The following is a 16769-nucleotide window of genomic DNA, read 5'->3' as shown; positions in this document are numbered from 1 at the left end:
AGCATCCACGCGCAGGCGATAGCATTCGAGCATGGCCGGTGTACGAGTAGACAGTTGGGTGTGGGCGGTGCGGCTCACCAAGACGCGCAGCGCCGCGACCACGGCCTGCCGCGCGGGCCACGTGCGCGTAAACGACATGACCGCGAAGGCTGCCCAGCACGTCGCGGTCGGAGACATCGTGAAGGTCCGCCTGCACGGCTTCGACAAGATCTACGAGGTCACTGGCCTCGCCACCCGCCGCGGCAGCGCCGTCGAGGCCGCGAAGCATTTTGCGGACCACACCCCGCCGCCGCTTCCGAAGGAAGAGCGGGCGATCCTGCCGATCCGCGACCGCGGGGCCGGGCGGCCCTCGAAGCGCGAACGCCGCGACCTCGACAAGCTGCGCGGGCACGACTCCTCCGAGGCGTAGCGCCCGCTTCTGGCTGGGCGTCCCCGGCAGGATCCTGCCCAGCGCGCCAGGGCCTCGTCCCGCGCTCCCCGCGCCGCGCCGCCCCACCGCCCCGCGCTCCCCCGCGCCCCGCCTGCCCGTGGCTTTCGCCGAGACGTCTCAATCTGCTGCTTGCCGCGAATTGATGCCGCAGATTGAGACGTCTCGATGGGGACGGGAGAACAGCACGGGCGGCTAGTACGGGCAGCCAGTACTGGCGGAGTGTGCAAGGGCCCGGCCGCCAAAGCGAACCGGGCCCTCAGCGAGCGACTACTCGCTCAGTGCACGGCGCCGCCGCGCGACGAGCACGGCGCCGCCGGCGACGAGCAAGAGCAGCGCGATCCCGCCGAGCACGAGCAGCTGATCCGAGCCCGTGGCGGGCATCGGGTCGGCGGCGGCCACGTCGATCGTGGCGTCGTCGACGGTCACGCTCTCAGGCGTCAGCTCGGTGGGCGAGGCGACCTCGACCACGTTCGTCACCGACGGGAAGGCTGCCTGCTGCACGTTGACGATGAGCGTCAGGTCGACGCTCTCGCCGACCGCCAGCCCGTCGATCGTCCAGGTCACGGTCTTGCCGTTCACCTGCACCCCGGCGTCCGGCGACGACTGGAACGTCAGTCCGTCAGGCAGCACGTCGGTCACCGTAATCGGCCCCGGATCCTCCGTCGGCCCCTCGTTCGAGACCGTGATTCGGTATGCGCCGGTCTTCCCGACCTGGAACGTTCCCACCGCGGTCTTCTCAACAACGAGCGTCGCCAGCGGCGGCACCGTCACCGGGTCTTCGGCGTGGTTGTTCGCGGGGTCGCGATCCTGCTCCACGACCGTGACATCGGCCGTGTTGACCACGGTCGAGTACGCCTCGGTGAGCACCGTCGTCGTGAGCGTCAGCGCGGGCGCTGCCTCTCCGGCGACGAGCACCCCGCTGTAGCTGGCAAGCACCCGGGTGCCGGCGGCGGCATTGTCCGGGTCGACCGGGTCGACCGATACCAACGTCCAGTCTTCGCCCACGTCGTCGCCGGGGGCACTCGCGACCTCAAGCCCGAAGGGCACCAGGTCGGTGACCATCACCCCGCTCGCAACCGAGGGGCCGCCATTCGTCACCTGCAGGGTAAACGGCAGGGCATCGCCGATGCGCACCGCATCGGCGTCGTGCGACTTCGCGATCGACACGTCAACCTCGCGGCCCACCGTCAGGTCGGCCGTGTCGGTGTTGTTGTCCACGTTCGCCTCGGGAGTACCTGAGGCGACCGTCGCGGTGTTCGTCAGCACGCTGCCGTCGGCGACGGCCTGGTCCACGAGCACGTCGAAGTCGATCGCGGGGGCGGTGACACCGCTAGCAATGCCCGTCCCCGCGGGAACCCGCGTGAACACGACTTGCTGCGTGCCGGTGACCTCGTCGATTTCGTCCGCCACCGCGCTCCACGATGCGGAGGACCCGCTCGTGAGCCCGACGAAGCTGATACCCGCCGGCAGGGTGTCAGTGACGGTGAGGGGCGCGATCGCGTCGCTCGGGCCGTCGTTGGTCACCGTCAGGCGGTAGCGCGACTGCTCGCCCGCCACTGCGGCGCCCGTCTCATCTCCCTCGGCGTCGATCGCGGTCTTGAGCAACACGAGGTCGGCGAGCGTCGTTACCTCGATGTCGGCGTCGTCCGATCCCTCGTGGTCGCCGCGGCTATCGACCCACTCAAGCTCGGCGAGGTTCGTCAGCTCGGTGCCGGTCACCACGTTCGATGCGATGTGCCCGACGACCGTGATGGTGCTTGCGCTATCGACACCGACCGGGTGTGCCGGGTACGCACAGCTGGCGGGGGCCGTGTCCGTCGCGTCGGTGCAGGTCCAGCCGGCGCTGCCGCTGATCGACACGAAGCTCACTCCGGCGGGCAGCAGGTCCGTCACCGACGCGTCGGCGACCGAGGGGCCGTCGTTCTGCACAGCAATCGTGTAGCTGACATCGGTGCCGGCGACCCAGGGGCCCGCGGCAACGTCCTTCGTGATGACCATGTCGGCCTGCGTCACAATGTCGACCGGATCCGTGTCCGAGTTGTTGCCGGGGTCGGTGTCGTTCGGTCCGTCGACGGTCGCGGTGTTCAGCACGCCGGCTTGCTCACCGACGGTCGCCGCAATGTTCGCGGTGAACGAGATCACGATGGTCTCGCTCGGCGCGAGCGCGACGTCGCTGGTGAGGTTCGCCCAGGTGAGGGTCTGGCCCTCGACCGCCGGGTCAACCGCCGCGGCGGTGCCGCCCGCGACTGACACCATGGCGGATCCTGCCGCGTAGCTGAATCCGGCGGGCAACACGTCATCGACCGAGATAGGCGCGTCCGAGATGCTCGGTCCATGGTTCGTGACGACGAGCTGGTAACTCACGGACTCGCCGGCGATCGCCGCCACCCCCAAAGCTGGGGCGGTGTGCGACTTTTCGATCGACAGATCCGCATCGCGCGTCGCGCTCGTGCTGTCGTCGTCGCGCGGAGTGTTGGTCGAGTTCTCGGCCGAGGCCTCCGCCCAGTTCACGAGCGCCACGGCCGGGTCCATCGCAGGATCCGTCGCGAACGTCACGACGAAGGAGGTCGCGTGCACCGCGCCCACCTGCTGGGTGCCGCCGAGCGCAAAGGTCTCCCAGGCGCCGGGGCCCGCAGCACGGGTCCAGGTACCCGTCCCGCTCGCGTGGGTCTTGTACGTGAGCCCGGCGGGGACCTCGTCGACCACCCTCACTACACGCGCGTCGGCCGGGCCGTTGTTGACCACGGTGATGCGATAGCTGATGTCCGCACCCGGTTCGAAGCTCGGTACCGGATCAAGGCTGGCGGCAGCGACCCAGGAGCCGCCCTCGAACACCACGCGCGTCTTGTCGATCGCGAGCGTCGTGCTGTCGCCCGGGGTGACGGTGACGTCGTCGGTGTTGTTGTTGGGTTCGGGATCAGGCGTCTCCCCGGGGGTGATCTCCGCGGAGTTCACGATGTTGCCGCCGGTCCAGCCAGCGTCAATTGTGCCCGAGAGCGTCACATTCGGCGCCGCACCCACGGCGAGCTGCGTGCCCGTGTAGGTCCAGGTCACAGTGTCGCCTGCCGTGACAGGGAACCCTCCGGCCGCCGAGGTCGTCGCGGCCCAGTGGGTCGTTGACGGGTCGGCCACACCGCTGATTCCCGCGGGAATCGTGTCGGTGATCGTGATCGGCGCGGCGTCCGTGTGCACCGAGACCGAGGGGCCGTGGTTCACCGGCGCGAGCTGCCACGTGATGGCCGCGCCCGCAGTCGGATCCTGCGTGGTGACGGTCTTGTCGATTTCCAGATCCGCCGAGGTAGTCGTCGAGATCGGGGCTTCGTCGGTGTTGTTGTCGGGGTCCGGGTCGACGGTGCGGCCCGGGACCACCCTCGCCGAGTTCAGGATGTTGGTCTCCGCAGCCTGGTTGTCGGCCACCTCGACCTCGACCTCGATCACGGGGAATGAATCCGTGCTCGCGAGCGACTCTGCGGCGTCGGTACGCGCACACTCGAAGGCGGTCACTCCGTCGGTGCCGCGCACCGGCAGCTCGCATGTCCAGCCTTCGCCGGCCGCCTCGGTCACGGTGATGCCCGCGGGCAGCGCCCCCGTGGTGTCGGTCACCGTGATGGGCCCCGCCGCCGTGTCTGGTCCATCGTTCGACACGAGGATCGACCAACCGATGGCCGTCTCTCCCGCGACGAGGGGATCGGCGGCACCCGTCTTTTCGATCGTGAGATCCGCCTCGCCCAGGAAGGCGTCCGCCGAGCTGTTCGCACCGGTGAAGCCCCCAGTCGCGTTGCTCGTCGCCCCAGTGCCGTCGGTCGTCACCGCGCGCAGCGTGTTCGTGTGCGCCTTCACGTTGACCCCGGTGCCCGCGTCGCTGGCGGCGAGTGCCGACGGCGTCGCGGTGAACGTGATCACGATGGTGCGCTGGGCGAGGGTCGCGCCTCCCGCGGCACCCGGCAGGATCGGGGTCGCAGGACTGGCCGAGCCGAGGTTCCAGGTCAGCGTGGCCTTGCCGCTCTCGGCGCCAACGACGGGGTTCACGAGCGGGACCGCGGCGGCGCCGCCGACGCTGATCCGGGCAGAGTTCGCGTCGAACGACCAGTTCTTCGGCAGCACGTCGGTCACGTCGAGCGTCTGCGCGGCGCCCTGGCCCGAGTTCACGAGCTTCAGCGTCCAGCCGAAGGACTCATTGACGTAGGCGAGCGAGCCGTCGGAGACGGTCTTTGTCAGGTCGACCTTCGGGAACAGCGGCGTCACCTGGGCGGTGTCGCTGATGCCGGCCGGCGTGTACACGCGGCCGCCCGTGCCGAACGACTCGAAACGAGTCACGCGCGCGGTGTTGGTGAGGCCGGCAGCGGTGAGCGCCTCCGACTCGGCAAACGTCGCCGAGTAGGTGAAGTTCAGCGACTTCGGCGTGCCCGTGCCGCTCTGCTGATGCAGCGGACCTGCGAGCGTCCAGGTGATCGTGCCGCCACCGTTCGCTCCAGCGCCGCTGAGCACGCCGCCGCTCGCAGTCAGCGAGGACTCGGTGACGATCACCCCCACCGGCACCGTGTCGGTCACGGTGACGTTGTGCGCGGGAGTATTCCCCGTGTTGGTTACGGCCACCGTGTACTCAAACCCGTCCTGCGGGCTCTTCTGCACCGCGTCCTGGCCGTCGACCTTCTTGACGATCGCGAGGACGGGGTTCAGGATGTCGACGCGTGCGTTGTCGGAAACGCTTCCCGCCTGAGAGCTCGGGTTGGTCGTCTCGGTCCAGCCGAACTTCGCGGTGTTGGTGAGCGCGTTCACTCCCGCGGCCACCGTGTTCTTGAGCAGCACGTCGTACGTCAGCGTGAGCGTGCGCTCGACCGGGCTCGACGCGATGTCCCCGTTGTTTGGCTGGTAGGTCCACGAGTGCACCTGCCCGCTCTTCGCATGGGTCCAGCTCGACGGGTCACCCGCGGGCGAACTGCTGCCCGACGGGCCACTGATCGTCGCTTCGACCAGTTCGACGCCCGCTGGGAGCGTGTCCTCGAGCTTCGCGTTGTAGTAGGTGATGCCCGGGCGCAGCGTCACATCAACCTTGTACTGGACCGTCTGTCCGATCGGCGCAGACACGGAAGTCGAGTTGTAGTTCGTGTCGCCGGCGACCCGCACGCCCTTGGCGATGGCGGCGGTATCGGCACGGACCGTCTCCGTGTCGCTCGCAACGCGGTCACCGCGGCGCGTAGCCGCGTCGGTGAGGGTGTCGGGCAGCGTGTATCCGGTCACCTTCGCGGAGTTCAGATACGCCGAGCCGCCGCCCGTGGTGGGCTCAATCGTCGCGACGTAGCTGAGGTTCACGGTGGCGGGCACCCGCTTCAGCTGTGTGAAGGCGGTGTGGCTCCAGGTGATGGTGCCGCCGAGACCCGCTTGCAGGTCCGCGGCGCTGCTGAAGGTTGCTCCCACGAGCGCCGGCTGATCGGTGTCCACCACGAGTCCTGCAGGGACGGTGTCGACGACGGTGTTGTCGTAGCTGACCGGGCGGCTGCCGGAATTGGTAACTGCCAACGTGTACAGCACCGCATCGCCCGCGTGGAGGCCCGAGGTCTTGTTCGCGGTCTTCGCGATGGCGAGGCCCGGCTCGATATAGACCACGTCGGCCGTATCACTAAGCCGCGGGTTCGGGAGGTTGTCGACGTCTTTCGAGTCGAAGTTCGCCGTGTTTTGCAGACCCTTGTTGTGGGGAATGTTCGGTCGTCCCGTCGCGTGACTCGCGTCGATGTCGTCGACCCAGACCTTGAGTCGCACCGTGAACGTCTCAGGCGTCGCCCCGACGGTGTAGAACTCGGGGAAGGCGAGACTGCCGGTGCTGCTGTCGAAGGCAAAATTCGCAGGTACGGTGCCCGAGGCAACCCCCGGGGCCGCGTGCAGCGTCGCCGAGGCCACGTGATAGGCCACTGTGTTTGCGGGGGTCGCACCGGTAATGGTGCCCGACCCTGTGCCGAGGAGCTTGCCGGTGTCGGCGAGCACCCCTGAGCGCACGGTCGTGAGCGCCGGCAGCGTGACCGAGACGTCGTACGTGGCGTATTCGCCCTGCACGATCCGCGTCGCGCCGTTGTTCGGGTCGGTGACCGCGGTGCCGCTCGGGGCAATCTCGGTCGAGACCAGGCTCTTGTCCATGGTCGCGTTCGGAACTCGCACACTCGACGGATCGGTGGCCAGGTCGGCGCCGGAGGAGAACTCGCCAGCGACCAGGTCGCGGGAGAAGACCGGCGCGGACGACCCGGACCCGCCGCCATTCGCGACGGTGCCTTGTCCGGCACCCGGCTGCACGACGATCGTGGAGCTCGCGCCGACCGCATTGCCGCGGACGTCAAACTGCGCCACCGACGCGGTGTTCAGGTACCGCTGGTCAAGCAGTGCCGCTGCGCCGCCGCCGTCTGCCGTCTGTGATCCGTCAGGGATCACGACCGTGTATTTCAGCGTAAAGCCGCGCTCGACGCCAGGCACAGCCGGTGCGGGCAGCTTCTCTGCGATGGGCAGCGTCGATCCCGGGACGGCCGCGGCGAGCGTCCACACCACGATGGTCCGGTTCGTGTAGGCGGCGTTGATGCCGTTCTTGATCTCGGCGGGCAGGTCAGCCCAGTCGTACGCGCGCGCGGTGAACGCGCTGGTGGACGTCGCCGTCACCCCGTCCCAGATTTCCGCCTGCGCATCGATCGCGTGCGTCGCGGGCACGAAGCCCGCGAGGTCACGGGCGCGAATACCCTTGGGCAGCGCGTCATATAGCGCGTAGTTCTCGGTCTGCACCGACGGCGCCGTGACGTCGAGACGGAAGCGCACCTCGTCGCCCTGAACCACCTGACCGACATCGTTGTTGCTGTTGAAGCCTGCGCTTGCGGCCGGGGCATTGATCGAGTCAATGCCCTTCATCAGGCGAACGCCGGTGTCGAGCTGCACGGCGGCCTGGTCGCGGAGGAAAAAGACCTCCCCTGTGTCATTGCGCTGCTGGTACTTCGCGAGGTTCTCGGGCAGATCGACCTGACCGAAGGCCGCCACATCGACGATCTTCGTCTTGATGAAGACGTCGAGGGTGGCGCTCCGCGGGAAGAATCGATCCGTCGTGTTGCCCGCGACGCAATCGGTGCTGCCGAGGTTCCAGGTGAAGATCTCGTCAGTGATGGTGGGGTTCGGCACGAACTCGTCCAGCCATGCCGCCCGGCCCACGGGTTGGCAGGCGCCGACCGAGAACCGGTTGCTCACCCGGTACGCGATGTTGTCGAAGCGACCGCCGGTCTGCGCGGGGTCGAACTCGGTGCCCACCGGCAGAAAATCAGTCAAGCGTGCGTCGCGCACGTCGGCGCCGGCGGGCGGGGTGAGCGTAATCTTCCACCAAACCTCATCGCCCGCGGCGAAGGGCGCGAGGGGCTGATCGGTCTCCCACTGCGCATTCGGAACGTTCACGATCTCGGCCGCGCTCGGCACGCCCGCAGACCGGGGCAGCACCCGCTTGTCCAGTTTGCTCAGACTCGCTTTCAGCGAGGCCCCGGAATCGTCCCAGGCGCGCCAAGTGCCGTCGGCTTCGGCCCCGCCGCTGGAAGTCACACCGTTCAGCGCGGGGATCGAGGTCGTCGTCATCTCGAGGTCGACCGTGTTCCTGACGGTGTCGCCTGACGAGGTGGCTCCGGGACGGCTGTCATCCTGCGCGTAGAGCGCGTTCTGCGATGCCGTGTAGGTGACCACGTGGCCGGCGCCGTTCGCCGCAGCGATCGGCGCGATGCTCAGATCAAGCGCGAAGTGCCCCGTCGCCGGGTCGAACGCGATGCCGGACAGGGTCGCGCCACTGAGTTCCGCCCCTGCGCGGCCCTCAGCTGACCAGCAGTCGTCGGCGATCTGCCCGAGCGCTTCGTTCCACTCCTGCGGCGTCATGTCGTCGGGCCGTGGGGTCGCGTTCGGGTCGCCAATGACCAATCGGGGTACCCCGGCGATGCTGCTCGCGCCCGGGGTGATCGGGACGTTTGCGGGGAAGACCGGGCAAATGCCGTCGCCCATGTCGTCGGTGACACGGTTGGGCAGGATCTGGGCGCTGCCTCCCGTGCCGAGTTCCGCGCTCGCGTACTCGCTCGTCGCGATGTTCAGCGTGTAGACAGCGAGCTCGCCCTGGGTAAAGGACGCCTCTTTGACGCTTTTCAGCACGCGCACGTCGACGGCATCGACCGTGTGCGCGGCGGTGTCCCCCGAGCTCGGGTCGGTGCCCTCGGCCAGAGGGCCCGCGTAGGTGCCAGAGACACCCGCGACGTTCGTGAGCGCCTGCGCGTTGCCGTTGTCGTCCAGCCCCGGGTCGGTCTGCACTGAGCCGTGACGCGTCGAAGCGCCGCGGTTGTTGTCCAAATTCGCGGCTTGCTCGCCCGAGGCGTTCGGCGCGTACCCGAAGTCGAGCGTGTTCTCAAACAGGGGAACGCCCGCGCGGTAGCGAATCTCGAGCACTCCGGGAACGCCGGCGGTCGCGGAGTATCCCTGTGCGATGGGGGCCTTCACGTCGCGCGCGTCGCCCGCGGCGAGCAGCGACTGGAGGTCCCAGACGACCTTCGTGTAGACCTTGCCCGCATCGAGCTTGTACGTCGCCACCTCTTCGGGGGTTGGGACGACGGTCTCGACCGACTTCTCAACGGTGCCCGCGTTCGGCGCGGATCCTGCCGGGGCCGGAGTACCCTCGAGCCCGCCCGAACCAGGGTATTCCTGGCCGTCGGGCTGGGTGCCGTTTGCTGGCCCCCGGGTGTTGTCGATGCCCCCCATGCCCAGGTACTCAAGGCCGGCAGGGAGGAAGTCAACGACCTCGGTGCCCGAGATGTTGCCCTCGCCCGTGTGATGCACGCGCAGCGTGTACGTGGTGCTGTTCAGGTGCACGCCGCGCAGGAGCTCATTCTCCGGGCTCGGCTCGCTCTTCTCGAGGCGCAGCGCCTCGACCCTGATGTTCAGGGTGTCGCTGCCCGTGGCCGACGTGTGGGCGCCGGTGCCCGTGCCGGTGCTGCCGGGGAAGTTGGGGACGTAGCGTTCGGCGTTGCTTGAGAACACGGCGGCCTGAATGTTCAGCTGGTCGGTCCCGACGGGGAAGCTCGTTGCGCGGGGGCGCAACGTCAGCGTTCCAACGTTCGACGCGTCTTCGGGCAGGTCCGACACATTCTGGAAGACGAGATACTGCGCGTCGTCGGGGACCTTGCAGGATGCCCCGACGGGCAGCAGGCCTACCTCTGCGCAGGCGAGGCCCCGGTTCGGCAGGGTCTCCCCCGGGCCGAATGTCAGGTAGGGACCGAAGGCCCCGCCCGTGCTTCGAATGGTCACGTTTGTGGGCAGCAGGATCGCCGCGCTGAGGTTGTACTGCTCGCCCGCCGAGGCGCCACCGCTCGTCATCGTCACGTTGACGGTGACGTCTTCACCAGCCAGGTAGGGCGCACTCTGCTGCGTAACCGTCACCTCAGGCGCGGGCGATGCGGCCGACGCCATCTGCACGCCGACCCCGGCCACGAGCGCGCCCGCTCCCAGAGCGAAGGCGAGCGTTCCCGCCACCCAGGACCGAACCCGGACACGGCGAACGTCATTCGAATTGTTGCGCGACATGAAAATGCAATCCCCCGATTGACATTGAAATCTGCGGGCAGAAAGAGCCCATACTCTTTCCAACCTATGCGCGAGCAGCGCGCGAGTTTCCCGATTCCAGCCGCGTTCACCTGGCACTTCACCCCCGGCGATCCCCCTCTTACCGCTCGACTCTGCGCCAGGCGGTCTACACTCGCGGAGTGATCACGTCTCTGCTCGCGCCGACCCCGGTGCGCCTCATCCCGGCGCAGTGGCGCGCCCGCGAGGCGGCACATCACGCACGCGCGGACGCGTTGACGAGCGCCCACCGCGCGCGCAGGCAACGCGGCGAGACCCACGCGATCGAGGATTTTCTCTTCACCTACTACCCCGTCTCGCCAGCGAAGCTTCGTCGCTGGCATCCGGGCGCGGGCGTCACCCTCGAGGGCGCGGCGATCCTGTTCGATCCGGCGCAGGATCCTGTCCGCGCCGATTGGAAGTACTACGCCCGCACCGGGGCCGCTGCCGAGGACCTGACGGTCGACCTCGCCGCGCTGTGGGAAGCGCGCGGGAAGCTCATCAGCTTCATCGAACGGCTATTCACCGAGACCCTCGAGCGCACGCCGTCGTTCGGCTGCTTCGGGCTGCACGAGTGGGCGATGGTGTATCGCATGACACCTGAGGAGATTCGGCACCGGACGCTCCCGTTGCGCCTCGGGGCGCTCGACACCGACGTGGTCGTCGAGTCGAACCCGATCGCGTGCAGCCACTTCGACGCGTACCGCTTCTTCACGCCGGCGGCCGAGCCGCTCAATGAGCTGCGCCCCACCCGCGAGAACCAGGCCGAGATGGAGCAATCAGGCTGCCTGCACGCGGGGATGGACGTCTACAAGTGGGCGGTGAAGCTCGGCCCGATCGTGCCCGGCGAGCTGCTCCTCGACGCATTCGAGCTTGCACGCGACATCCGCTCGGTCGACATGCGGGCCTCTCCCTACGATGTGAGCTCGTACGGCCTGGCCGCGATCCCCGTTGAGACGCCGGAGGGGAAGCGAGCGTATGCAGCGCTGCAGCGCGGCTTCGCCGACCGCGGCAACGCGCTACGCGTGCGTGTGCTCGACGCGATCGCGCGTGCCGGGTCAGCCGCGGCTCGGCTCAGCGACGGCTAGGGGCTTCTCCACCGCCGATTTCCGTCGCTCCGCGCGAGGTCCCAGGGCGCGAAGCGCGCCGAGAATGGCGATGAGGTCCACGCCCTCCTGCATCCAGGCGCCCAGCAACGCTGGCAGCACGCCGGTGGCGGCGACGAACATCAGCGCCCCGCTAATCACGATGCCGAGCCAGATACTCTGCAACGCGATCCGCACGGTGTCGTGCCCGATCTGCACCGCACGGCCGACCCCCGCGAGGGTGTCAAACCGCCCGACCACATCGGCCGACTCACTCGCCGCCGTCGCCCCGCGCGCGCCCATCGCATAGCCGATGTCCGCTGCCGCCAGCACGGGAGCGTCGTTCAGCCCATCCCCGACCATCAGCAGCGGGCGCACCGGCACCCCCGCGATGATCCGCACTTTGTCGGCGGGAAGACACTCGGCATGCAACTCCTCGATGCCAAGGCTGTCGGCGATCGGCCGCGCGGTGGCCTCAACGTCTCCCGTCACCATCAAGATGCGCTCGACTCCCGCACCCCGAAGCGCGTCCAGCGTTGCAGCAGCCTCAGGACGGACCCGATCGCGCATGACGATGACGCCGGCGAGCCGGTCGTCGACGCCGACGTAGATCGCGAGCTCCCCCGAGGCGATCTCGGCGCGCGAGAATTCCTGCACCGATTCGGCGACCCAGCCAGGCTTCCCCACACGAACGGTGCGATCTCCGAGAACGGCGCGCACGCCATTCGTCGCAATCTCAGCCGACTCACCCGCGGGTGCGAGCGCGAGGCCGCGGGCCCTCGCCTCGTCGATCACCGAGGCCGCAAGCACATGAGACGAGTACACCTCCGCCGATGCCGCGAGCTGGAGCACCTCGTTCTCGGTGAACCCGTCGGTGGGTTCGATCCGTCGCAGGCTCGGCCGGCCCGTCGTGATGGTGCCGGTCTTGTCAAAGGCCACGGCCCGCACGCGCGCCAACTGTTCGAGCGTCCCGCCGCCCTTCACGATGATGCCCTCGCGGGCGGCCCTACTCATCCCGCCCAGGAAGGCGACAGGCGCCGCGATCAGCAGCGGACACGGCGTCGCCACGACCAGCACCTCCGCGAAGCGGACCGGGTCGCCGCTGAGGGCCCATGCGGCCCCCGCGATCAGCAGCGCCACTGCGGTGAACGGCACCGCGTATCGGTCGGCGAGCCGCACGACCTGCGCTTTGCTCCCCGCCGCCTCCCGCACGAGGTTCACGATCTGCTGATACTGACTGTCCGCCGCGACAGCGATCGCACGCATCTCGACCGCACTCGACCCGCTCACAATCCCACTCAGCAGCTTCTCTCCGGCCGCGCGATCAACGGGAAGGCTCTCGCCGGTCAGTGACGATTCGTCGAAGGTGGCAGCCTCGCTCAGTAGGATCCCGTCAACCGGCACGACCGCACCGGGGAGCACCAGGATCTCGTCGCCCACCGCGATCTCGTCGACGCCGATTTCGCGTCGCTCCCCCGCCTCCAGCCGAATCGCGCGCTGCGGGGCGCGGTTCAGCAGCGCGGTGAGCTCGCGGGTCGAACGATTCTCTGCGTAGTCCTCGAGCGCCTCACCTCCGGTGAGCATGAGTACGACCACGAGCGCCGCCCAGGACTCCCCCACCAGCACCGCCGCGACGATCGCGATCACGGCGAGCACGTCGAGCCCGGCGTGCCCGCGAAGGAGCTGCCGGACCATGCCCACCGCCTGCCAGCCGGCGATCACGAGGGCGTACCCGCCAACCAGCCACTCGGCGGCCCCGCGAGCCGGAGTGGCCAGCAGGATCAGCCCGGCCGAGGCCACGAGCAGCGTGGCGGCAACGAACGGATACGAACGAGCCGAACGGAGAATGATGCGCATGTCACCCATGGTGGAGGAAACACGAGGGATTCGCGACTTCTCCCGCCCGCGACGCTTCCGGGTTACCCTGATGGCACCGGATACACGCACACGATCGGAGGCCTCGATGGATCAGCACCACTTTACGCAGGATCAGCTCGAGGGCGCCCTCGATCGCTATCGATCAGCGCTCGTGGACGCGCGCGAGGGCTCGGAGGAGCACACGACGCGCGACGAGCTCATCTCAGCGGCCCGCGTCATCCTCGACGAGGACGACTTCGAGGCCCACCAGCTCGTACAGGTGCTCGCCGGGGGCGAATTCGGCGACCCAGTATGGAACTTGGAAGAGGAAGTCCTCGACGAGGACTAGCCCTTAGGCGTCCCGCTCACCCGCGATGCGGGTGTGGTGCTGGATCACCTCGGCGACGACGAAGTTGAACCACTTCTCGGCGAACTCGGGGTCGAGGTGCGCGCCCTGCGCCAGCTCGCGCAGGCGCTCGATCTGGCGCGCCTCGCGCCCCGGGTCAGACGCCGGCATGTCGTGCGTTGCCTTCAGCACGCCCACGTCCTGCGTGCAGCGGAATCGCTCCGCGAGCATGTGGATGAGGGCGGCATCGATGTTGTCGATGCTCGAACGCAGGCGAGCAAGCTGCTCTTCCGGAGCGGGGCCGGCCGCGGCCGACCCCGGGATCAGCTGATCGCTCATCCGAGGAGATCGTGCAGGACGACAACCTGCTCGCGCTCGGGACCGACGCCGATGGCGGAGATCCGCGAGCCGCTCATTGCCTCAAGGGCGTGGATGTAATCCTGAGCGTTCTTCGGCAGGTCCGAGAACTCGCGGCAGCCCGAGATGTCCTCGGACCAGCCGGGGAACTCTTCGTAGATCGGCTTCGCGTGGTGGAAGTCGCTCTGGTTCACGGGCATCTCATCGTGACGCACGCCGTTCACGTCGTACGCGACGCAGACCGGGATCGTCTCGAGTCCTGAAAGCACGTCGAGCTTCGTCAGCACAAAGTCCGTGACGCCGTTGATGCGCGCCGAGTAGCGCGCGATGGGTGCGTCGTACCAACCGCATCGGCGCGGGCGCCCCGTCGTCGTTCCGAACTCGAAGCCCTGGTTGCGCAGGTAGTCGCCCGAGGCGTCAAACAGCTCGGTCGGGAACGGGCCCGAACCGACACGCGTCGTGTACGCCTTGATGACCGAAATCACGCGATCGATCGCGGCGGGCGGCAGCCCGGATCCGGTGCTCGCGCCGCCGGAAGTCGCGTTCGAGGAAGTGACGAACGGGTAGGTGCCGTGATCGATGTCGAGCATGGTCGCCTGACCGGCCTCGAACAGAATGGTCTTGTCCGCTTGCATCGCCTCGTGCAGCAGCAGCCCGGTGTCGCACACCATCGGCTCGAGCATGTCGCGGTACGAGAGCAGTTCTTCCACAACCTCGTCGACGCTGATCGCGCGGCGGTTGTAAATCTTGACGAGCACCTGGTTCTTGAACTCCAGCGACGCCTCCACCTTCTGACGCAGGATCCCCTCGTCGAAGAGGTCCTGAATGCGGATGCCCACTCGATTGATCTTGTCGGCGTACGCCGGGCCGATGCCGCGGCCGGTGGTGCCGATCTGACGCTTGCCCAGGAAACGCTCGGTCACCTTGTCGAGGGTGCGGTGGTAAGCGGTGATGACGTGCGCGTTGGCGCTCACCTTCAGGCGCGAGACGTCGACGCCGCGAGCGCTGAGCGCCTGCAGCTCACCCTGCAGCACCTCGGGGTCGATGACGACACCGTTCGAGATGACGGGGATGACGCCGGGGGTAAGAATGCCGGACGGCAACAGATGGAGGGCATACTTTTCGTCGCCAACCACCACCGTGTGGCCGGCGTTGTTCCCGCCGTTGAACTTGACCACGTAATCAACGCGGCTTCCGAGCAGGTCGGTTGCCCGGCCCTTGCCCTCGTCGCCCCACTGGGCGCCAGTAATGAGTACAGCGGGCATCTCAGCCCCTCCTTCGATCTGGACGTACCCGACCATCCTACCGGCGGGACCGCTCGCCGGGGTTTTCGGGCCAGATCGGGGCGCATTGCATCACTCGGCATTATCCGAAACATGAGTAAACAGTGGAGGCGGGGTGGGGCGATTCCGCACTAGCGTAGGCCCAGTGGCCACGCACTCACTGCTCGGCCCAATTGCAAAGGAGCAACCGATGAGTTTTTCCCTCGGCACACCGCGCCGCCGCGGATTCGCCGTCGCCCTCGCCGCCGCTGCCGCCCTGGCGCTGTCAGCGTGCGCCGGCGGCTCGGGCGCGGCCCCGTCCACCGAGCCACCCGCTGACAGCGGCGCTGAGATCGAAAACGTCACCGTCGCGTTCCCTGGCTCGCTCGCCAACCTGTACATCGGGACGGAAAGCGGGATCCTGAATTACTATCTCGCGAGCGCCGTGCAAGAAGGACTCGTCGGCATCGACCCCGAGGGCAAAGTCGTCCCGGCCCTCGCAGAAAGCTGGGAGACTCCCGACACGACCACGTATGTCTTCGAGATTCGCCAGGACGCAAAGTTCCAAAACGGTGAGCCCGTCACCGCGGACGACATCGTGTTCAGCCTCGAACAGGCACGCAGCGCCGAGGCGTCGCCCGGCATCAACTACTACCTGAGCAATCTCGACACCGTGGCGAAGACCGGCGAACACCAGGTCACGGTGACGACGCTTGCGCCGGATCCCGCCTTCCTCAAGACCATGTCGAGCGCAGGGGCCGCAGTCATCACACAGCAGGCGTTCTGGGAGGAGCACGAGGGCAGCATCGGCACCAGCCAGTCTCTGATCCTCGGCACTGGCCCGTACAAGGTCACCGACTTCCAGCCCGACTCGCACGTCACGCTCGAGCGAGTCGATACCTGGTGGGGTGGGGTGCCAAAGGCGAAGCAGATCGAGATCTCGTTCATTCCCGACGAGAACACTCGCCTGCTCGCGACCCAGAAGGGGGACATCGATATCGCCTTCAACGTCCCGCTCAAGCAGGCCGAGCAGTGGCAGAAGATCTCCGACGGGCGCGTCGAGTCGGTCAACGATCTGTCGTACGTCGGATTGCTCTTCGACCAGACGGTCGCTCCGTTTGACGATGTGAACGTGCGAAAGGCGATCTCAAGCGCAGTGGACCGCGACGCGATCGTCGAGAAGCTGCTGCGCGGATACGGCGAGCCGGCGAACGCCATCATGACGCCGGAATCGCTTGCGGCCGTGCACGACGGCGACGCCGCCCGCAAGCTGCTCGCGGACGTACAGCCTCCCCAATTCGACCTGAAGCAGGCCGAGCAGTTCCTGTCGGAGTCCTTGGTTCCCGAAGGGTTCGCGCTCGAACTCACCTACCCCAACTCGGGTCCGCAGCTGGGCACGGCCGCACAGTCGCTCGCCGAGAACCTGGGGCCGCTCGGCATCGACGTCAAGGTGCGCGAGGTGCCCCTCGAGGAGTGGCTCGCCACCATCGGCGACGGCGAGCACGGCCTGAGCTACATGTGGTACTTCTCCACAACGGGCGATCCGGCTGAGATCAGCTCGTACCTGCTTGGCGAGGCCAACCCGAACATGTACGACGACCCGAAGATCCTCGACCTGTTGGCGCAGTCCAACGCTGCGGCGAGCGCCGAGGAGCGGGTAAACCTCCTGCTCCAGGTTGAGCAGGAGAACGCCGATCAGGTCATCAATGCGCCGCTGTGGTGGGGCCAGTCGCTCACCTACTTCAGTAACGCGGTCGGCGTGAAGACGTTCAGCCCCTACACCTTCATTGGTTCGTGGGGTGCGGAGTTGTACGCCGCGAAGTAGT

At 67.8% G+C, this 16769-nt stretch carries 8 protein-coding genes; 4 read left to right on the top strand and 4 right to left on the bottom strand.

The features are described 5' to 3' along the window. Positions 1 to 31 precede the first annotated feature (31 nt). Positions 32 to 409 (top strand): RNA-binding S4 domain-containing protein, encoded by a 378-nt coding sequence (locus tag JW030_RS01275; RefSeq protein ID WP_188046064.1) that lies wholly within the window; start codon positions 32 to 34, stop codon positions 407 to 409. A 288-nt stretch (positions 410 to 697) separates the two neighbouring features. Here JW030_RS01275 and JW030_RS01270 read toward each other — a convergent pair whose 3' ends face one another. Further along, positions 698 to 10000, bottom strand: a complete 9303-nt coding sequence (locus tag JW030_RS01270; RefSeq protein ID WP_188046065.1) for a DUF11 domain-containing protein — start codon at positions 9998 to 10000, stop codon at positions 698 to 700. A 179-nt stretch (positions 10001 to 10179) separates the two neighbouring features. On the opposite strand from JW030_RS01270, the gene JW030_RS01265 reads away from it, so the two are divergent. Continuing rightward, positions 10180 to 11124, top strand: a complete 945-nt coding sequence (locus tag JW030_RS01265) for a 3-methyladenine DNA glycosylase (protein WP_370567038.1) — start codon at positions 10180 to 10182, stop codon at positions 11122 to 11124. Here the strand turns inward: JW030_RS01265 and JW030_RS01260 are convergent. Continuing rightward, a complete protein-coding gene (locus JW030_RS01260) occupies positions 11095 to 12978 on the bottom strand; it encodes a heavy metal translocating P-type ATPase (RefSeq protein WP_188046066.1) in 1884 nt (627 codons plus the stop codon). The genes JW030_RS01265 and JW030_RS01260 overlap by 30 nt on opposite strands. Positions 12979 to 13084: 106 nt before the next feature. On the opposite strand from JW030_RS01260, the gene JW030_RS01255 reads away from it, so the two are divergent. Next, positions 13085 to 13327 carry a hypothetical protein gene (locus JW030_RS01255; RefSeq protein WP_188046067.1) on the top strand — a complete coding sequence of 81 codons (243 nt, stop codon included), beginning with the start codon at positions 13085 to 13087 and terminating at the stop codon, positions 13325 to 13327. A gap of 3 nt (positions 13328 to 13330) precedes the next feature. Here the strand turns inward: JW030_RS01255 and JW030_RS01250 are convergent, their stop codons facing one another. Further along, complete coding sequence (locus JW030_RS01250; RefSeq protein ID WP_188046068.1) at positions 13331 to 13663, bottom strand: chorismate mutase; 333 nt, start codon at positions 13661 to 13663, stop codon at positions 13331 to 13333. Further along, positions 13660 to 14946 (bottom strand): adenylosuccinate synthase, encoded by a 1287-nt coding sequence (locus JW030_RS01245; protein ID WP_188046069.1) that lies wholly within the window; start codon positions 14944 to 14946, stop codon positions 13660 to 13662. The genes JW030_RS01250 and JW030_RS01245 overlap by 4 nt, the downstream gene beginning before the upstream one ends. A 208-nt stretch (positions 14947 to 15154) precedes the next feature. Between JW030_RS01245 and JW030_RS01240 the strand changes: the two genes are divergently transcribed. Then, positions 15155 to 16768 carry an ABC transporter substrate-binding protein gene (locus JW030_RS01240; RefSeq protein WP_188046070.1) on the top strand — a complete coding sequence of 538 codons (1614 nt, stop codon included), beginning with the start codon at positions 15155 to 15157 and terminating at the stop codon, positions 16766 to 16768. Position 16769 lies beyond the last annotated feature (1 nt).

Origin of the sequence: Leucobacter sp. CX169 (genome assembly GCF_017161405.1) — a bacterium.
In the GTDB taxonomy this organism is placed as follows: Bacteria; Actinomycetota; Actinomycetes; order Actinomycetales; family Microbacteriaceae; genus Cx-87.
Note: the sequence above shows the minus strand (reverse complement) of the source record. Positions and strands in the feature narration are given on the sequence as shown.

Excerpts from the sequence above, each read along its gene's own strand:
- JW030_RS01275 (WP_188046064.1), top strand. The coding sequence starts at position 32 with ATGGCCGGTGTACGAGTAGACAGTTGGGTGTGGGCGGTGCGGCTCACC.
- JW030_RS01270 (WP_188046065.1), bottom strand. The coding sequence starts at position 10,000 with ATGTCGCGCAACAATTCGAATGACGTTCGCCGTGTCCGGGTTCGGTCC.
- JW030_RS01260 (WP_188046066.1), bottom strand. The coding sequence starts at position 12,978 with ATGCGCATCATTCTCCGTTCGGCTCGTTCGTATCCGTTCGTTGCCGCC.
- JW030_RS01255 (WP_188046067.1), top strand. The coding sequence starts at position 13,085 with ATGGATCAGCACCACTTTACGCAGGATCAGCTCGAGGGCGCCCTCGAT.
- JW030_RS01250 (WP_188046068.1), bottom strand. The coding sequence starts at position 13,663 with ATGAGCGATCAGCTGATCCCGGGGTCGGCCGCGGCCGGCCCCGCTCCG.
- JW030_RS01245 (WP_188046069.1), bottom strand. The coding sequence starts at position 14,946 with ATGCCCGCTGTACTCATTACTGGCGCCCAGTGGGGCGACGAGGGCAAG.
- JW030_RS01240 (WP_188046070.1), top strand. The coding sequence starts at position 15,155 with ATGAGTTTTTCCCTCGGCACACCGCGCCGCCGCGGATTCGCCGTCGCC.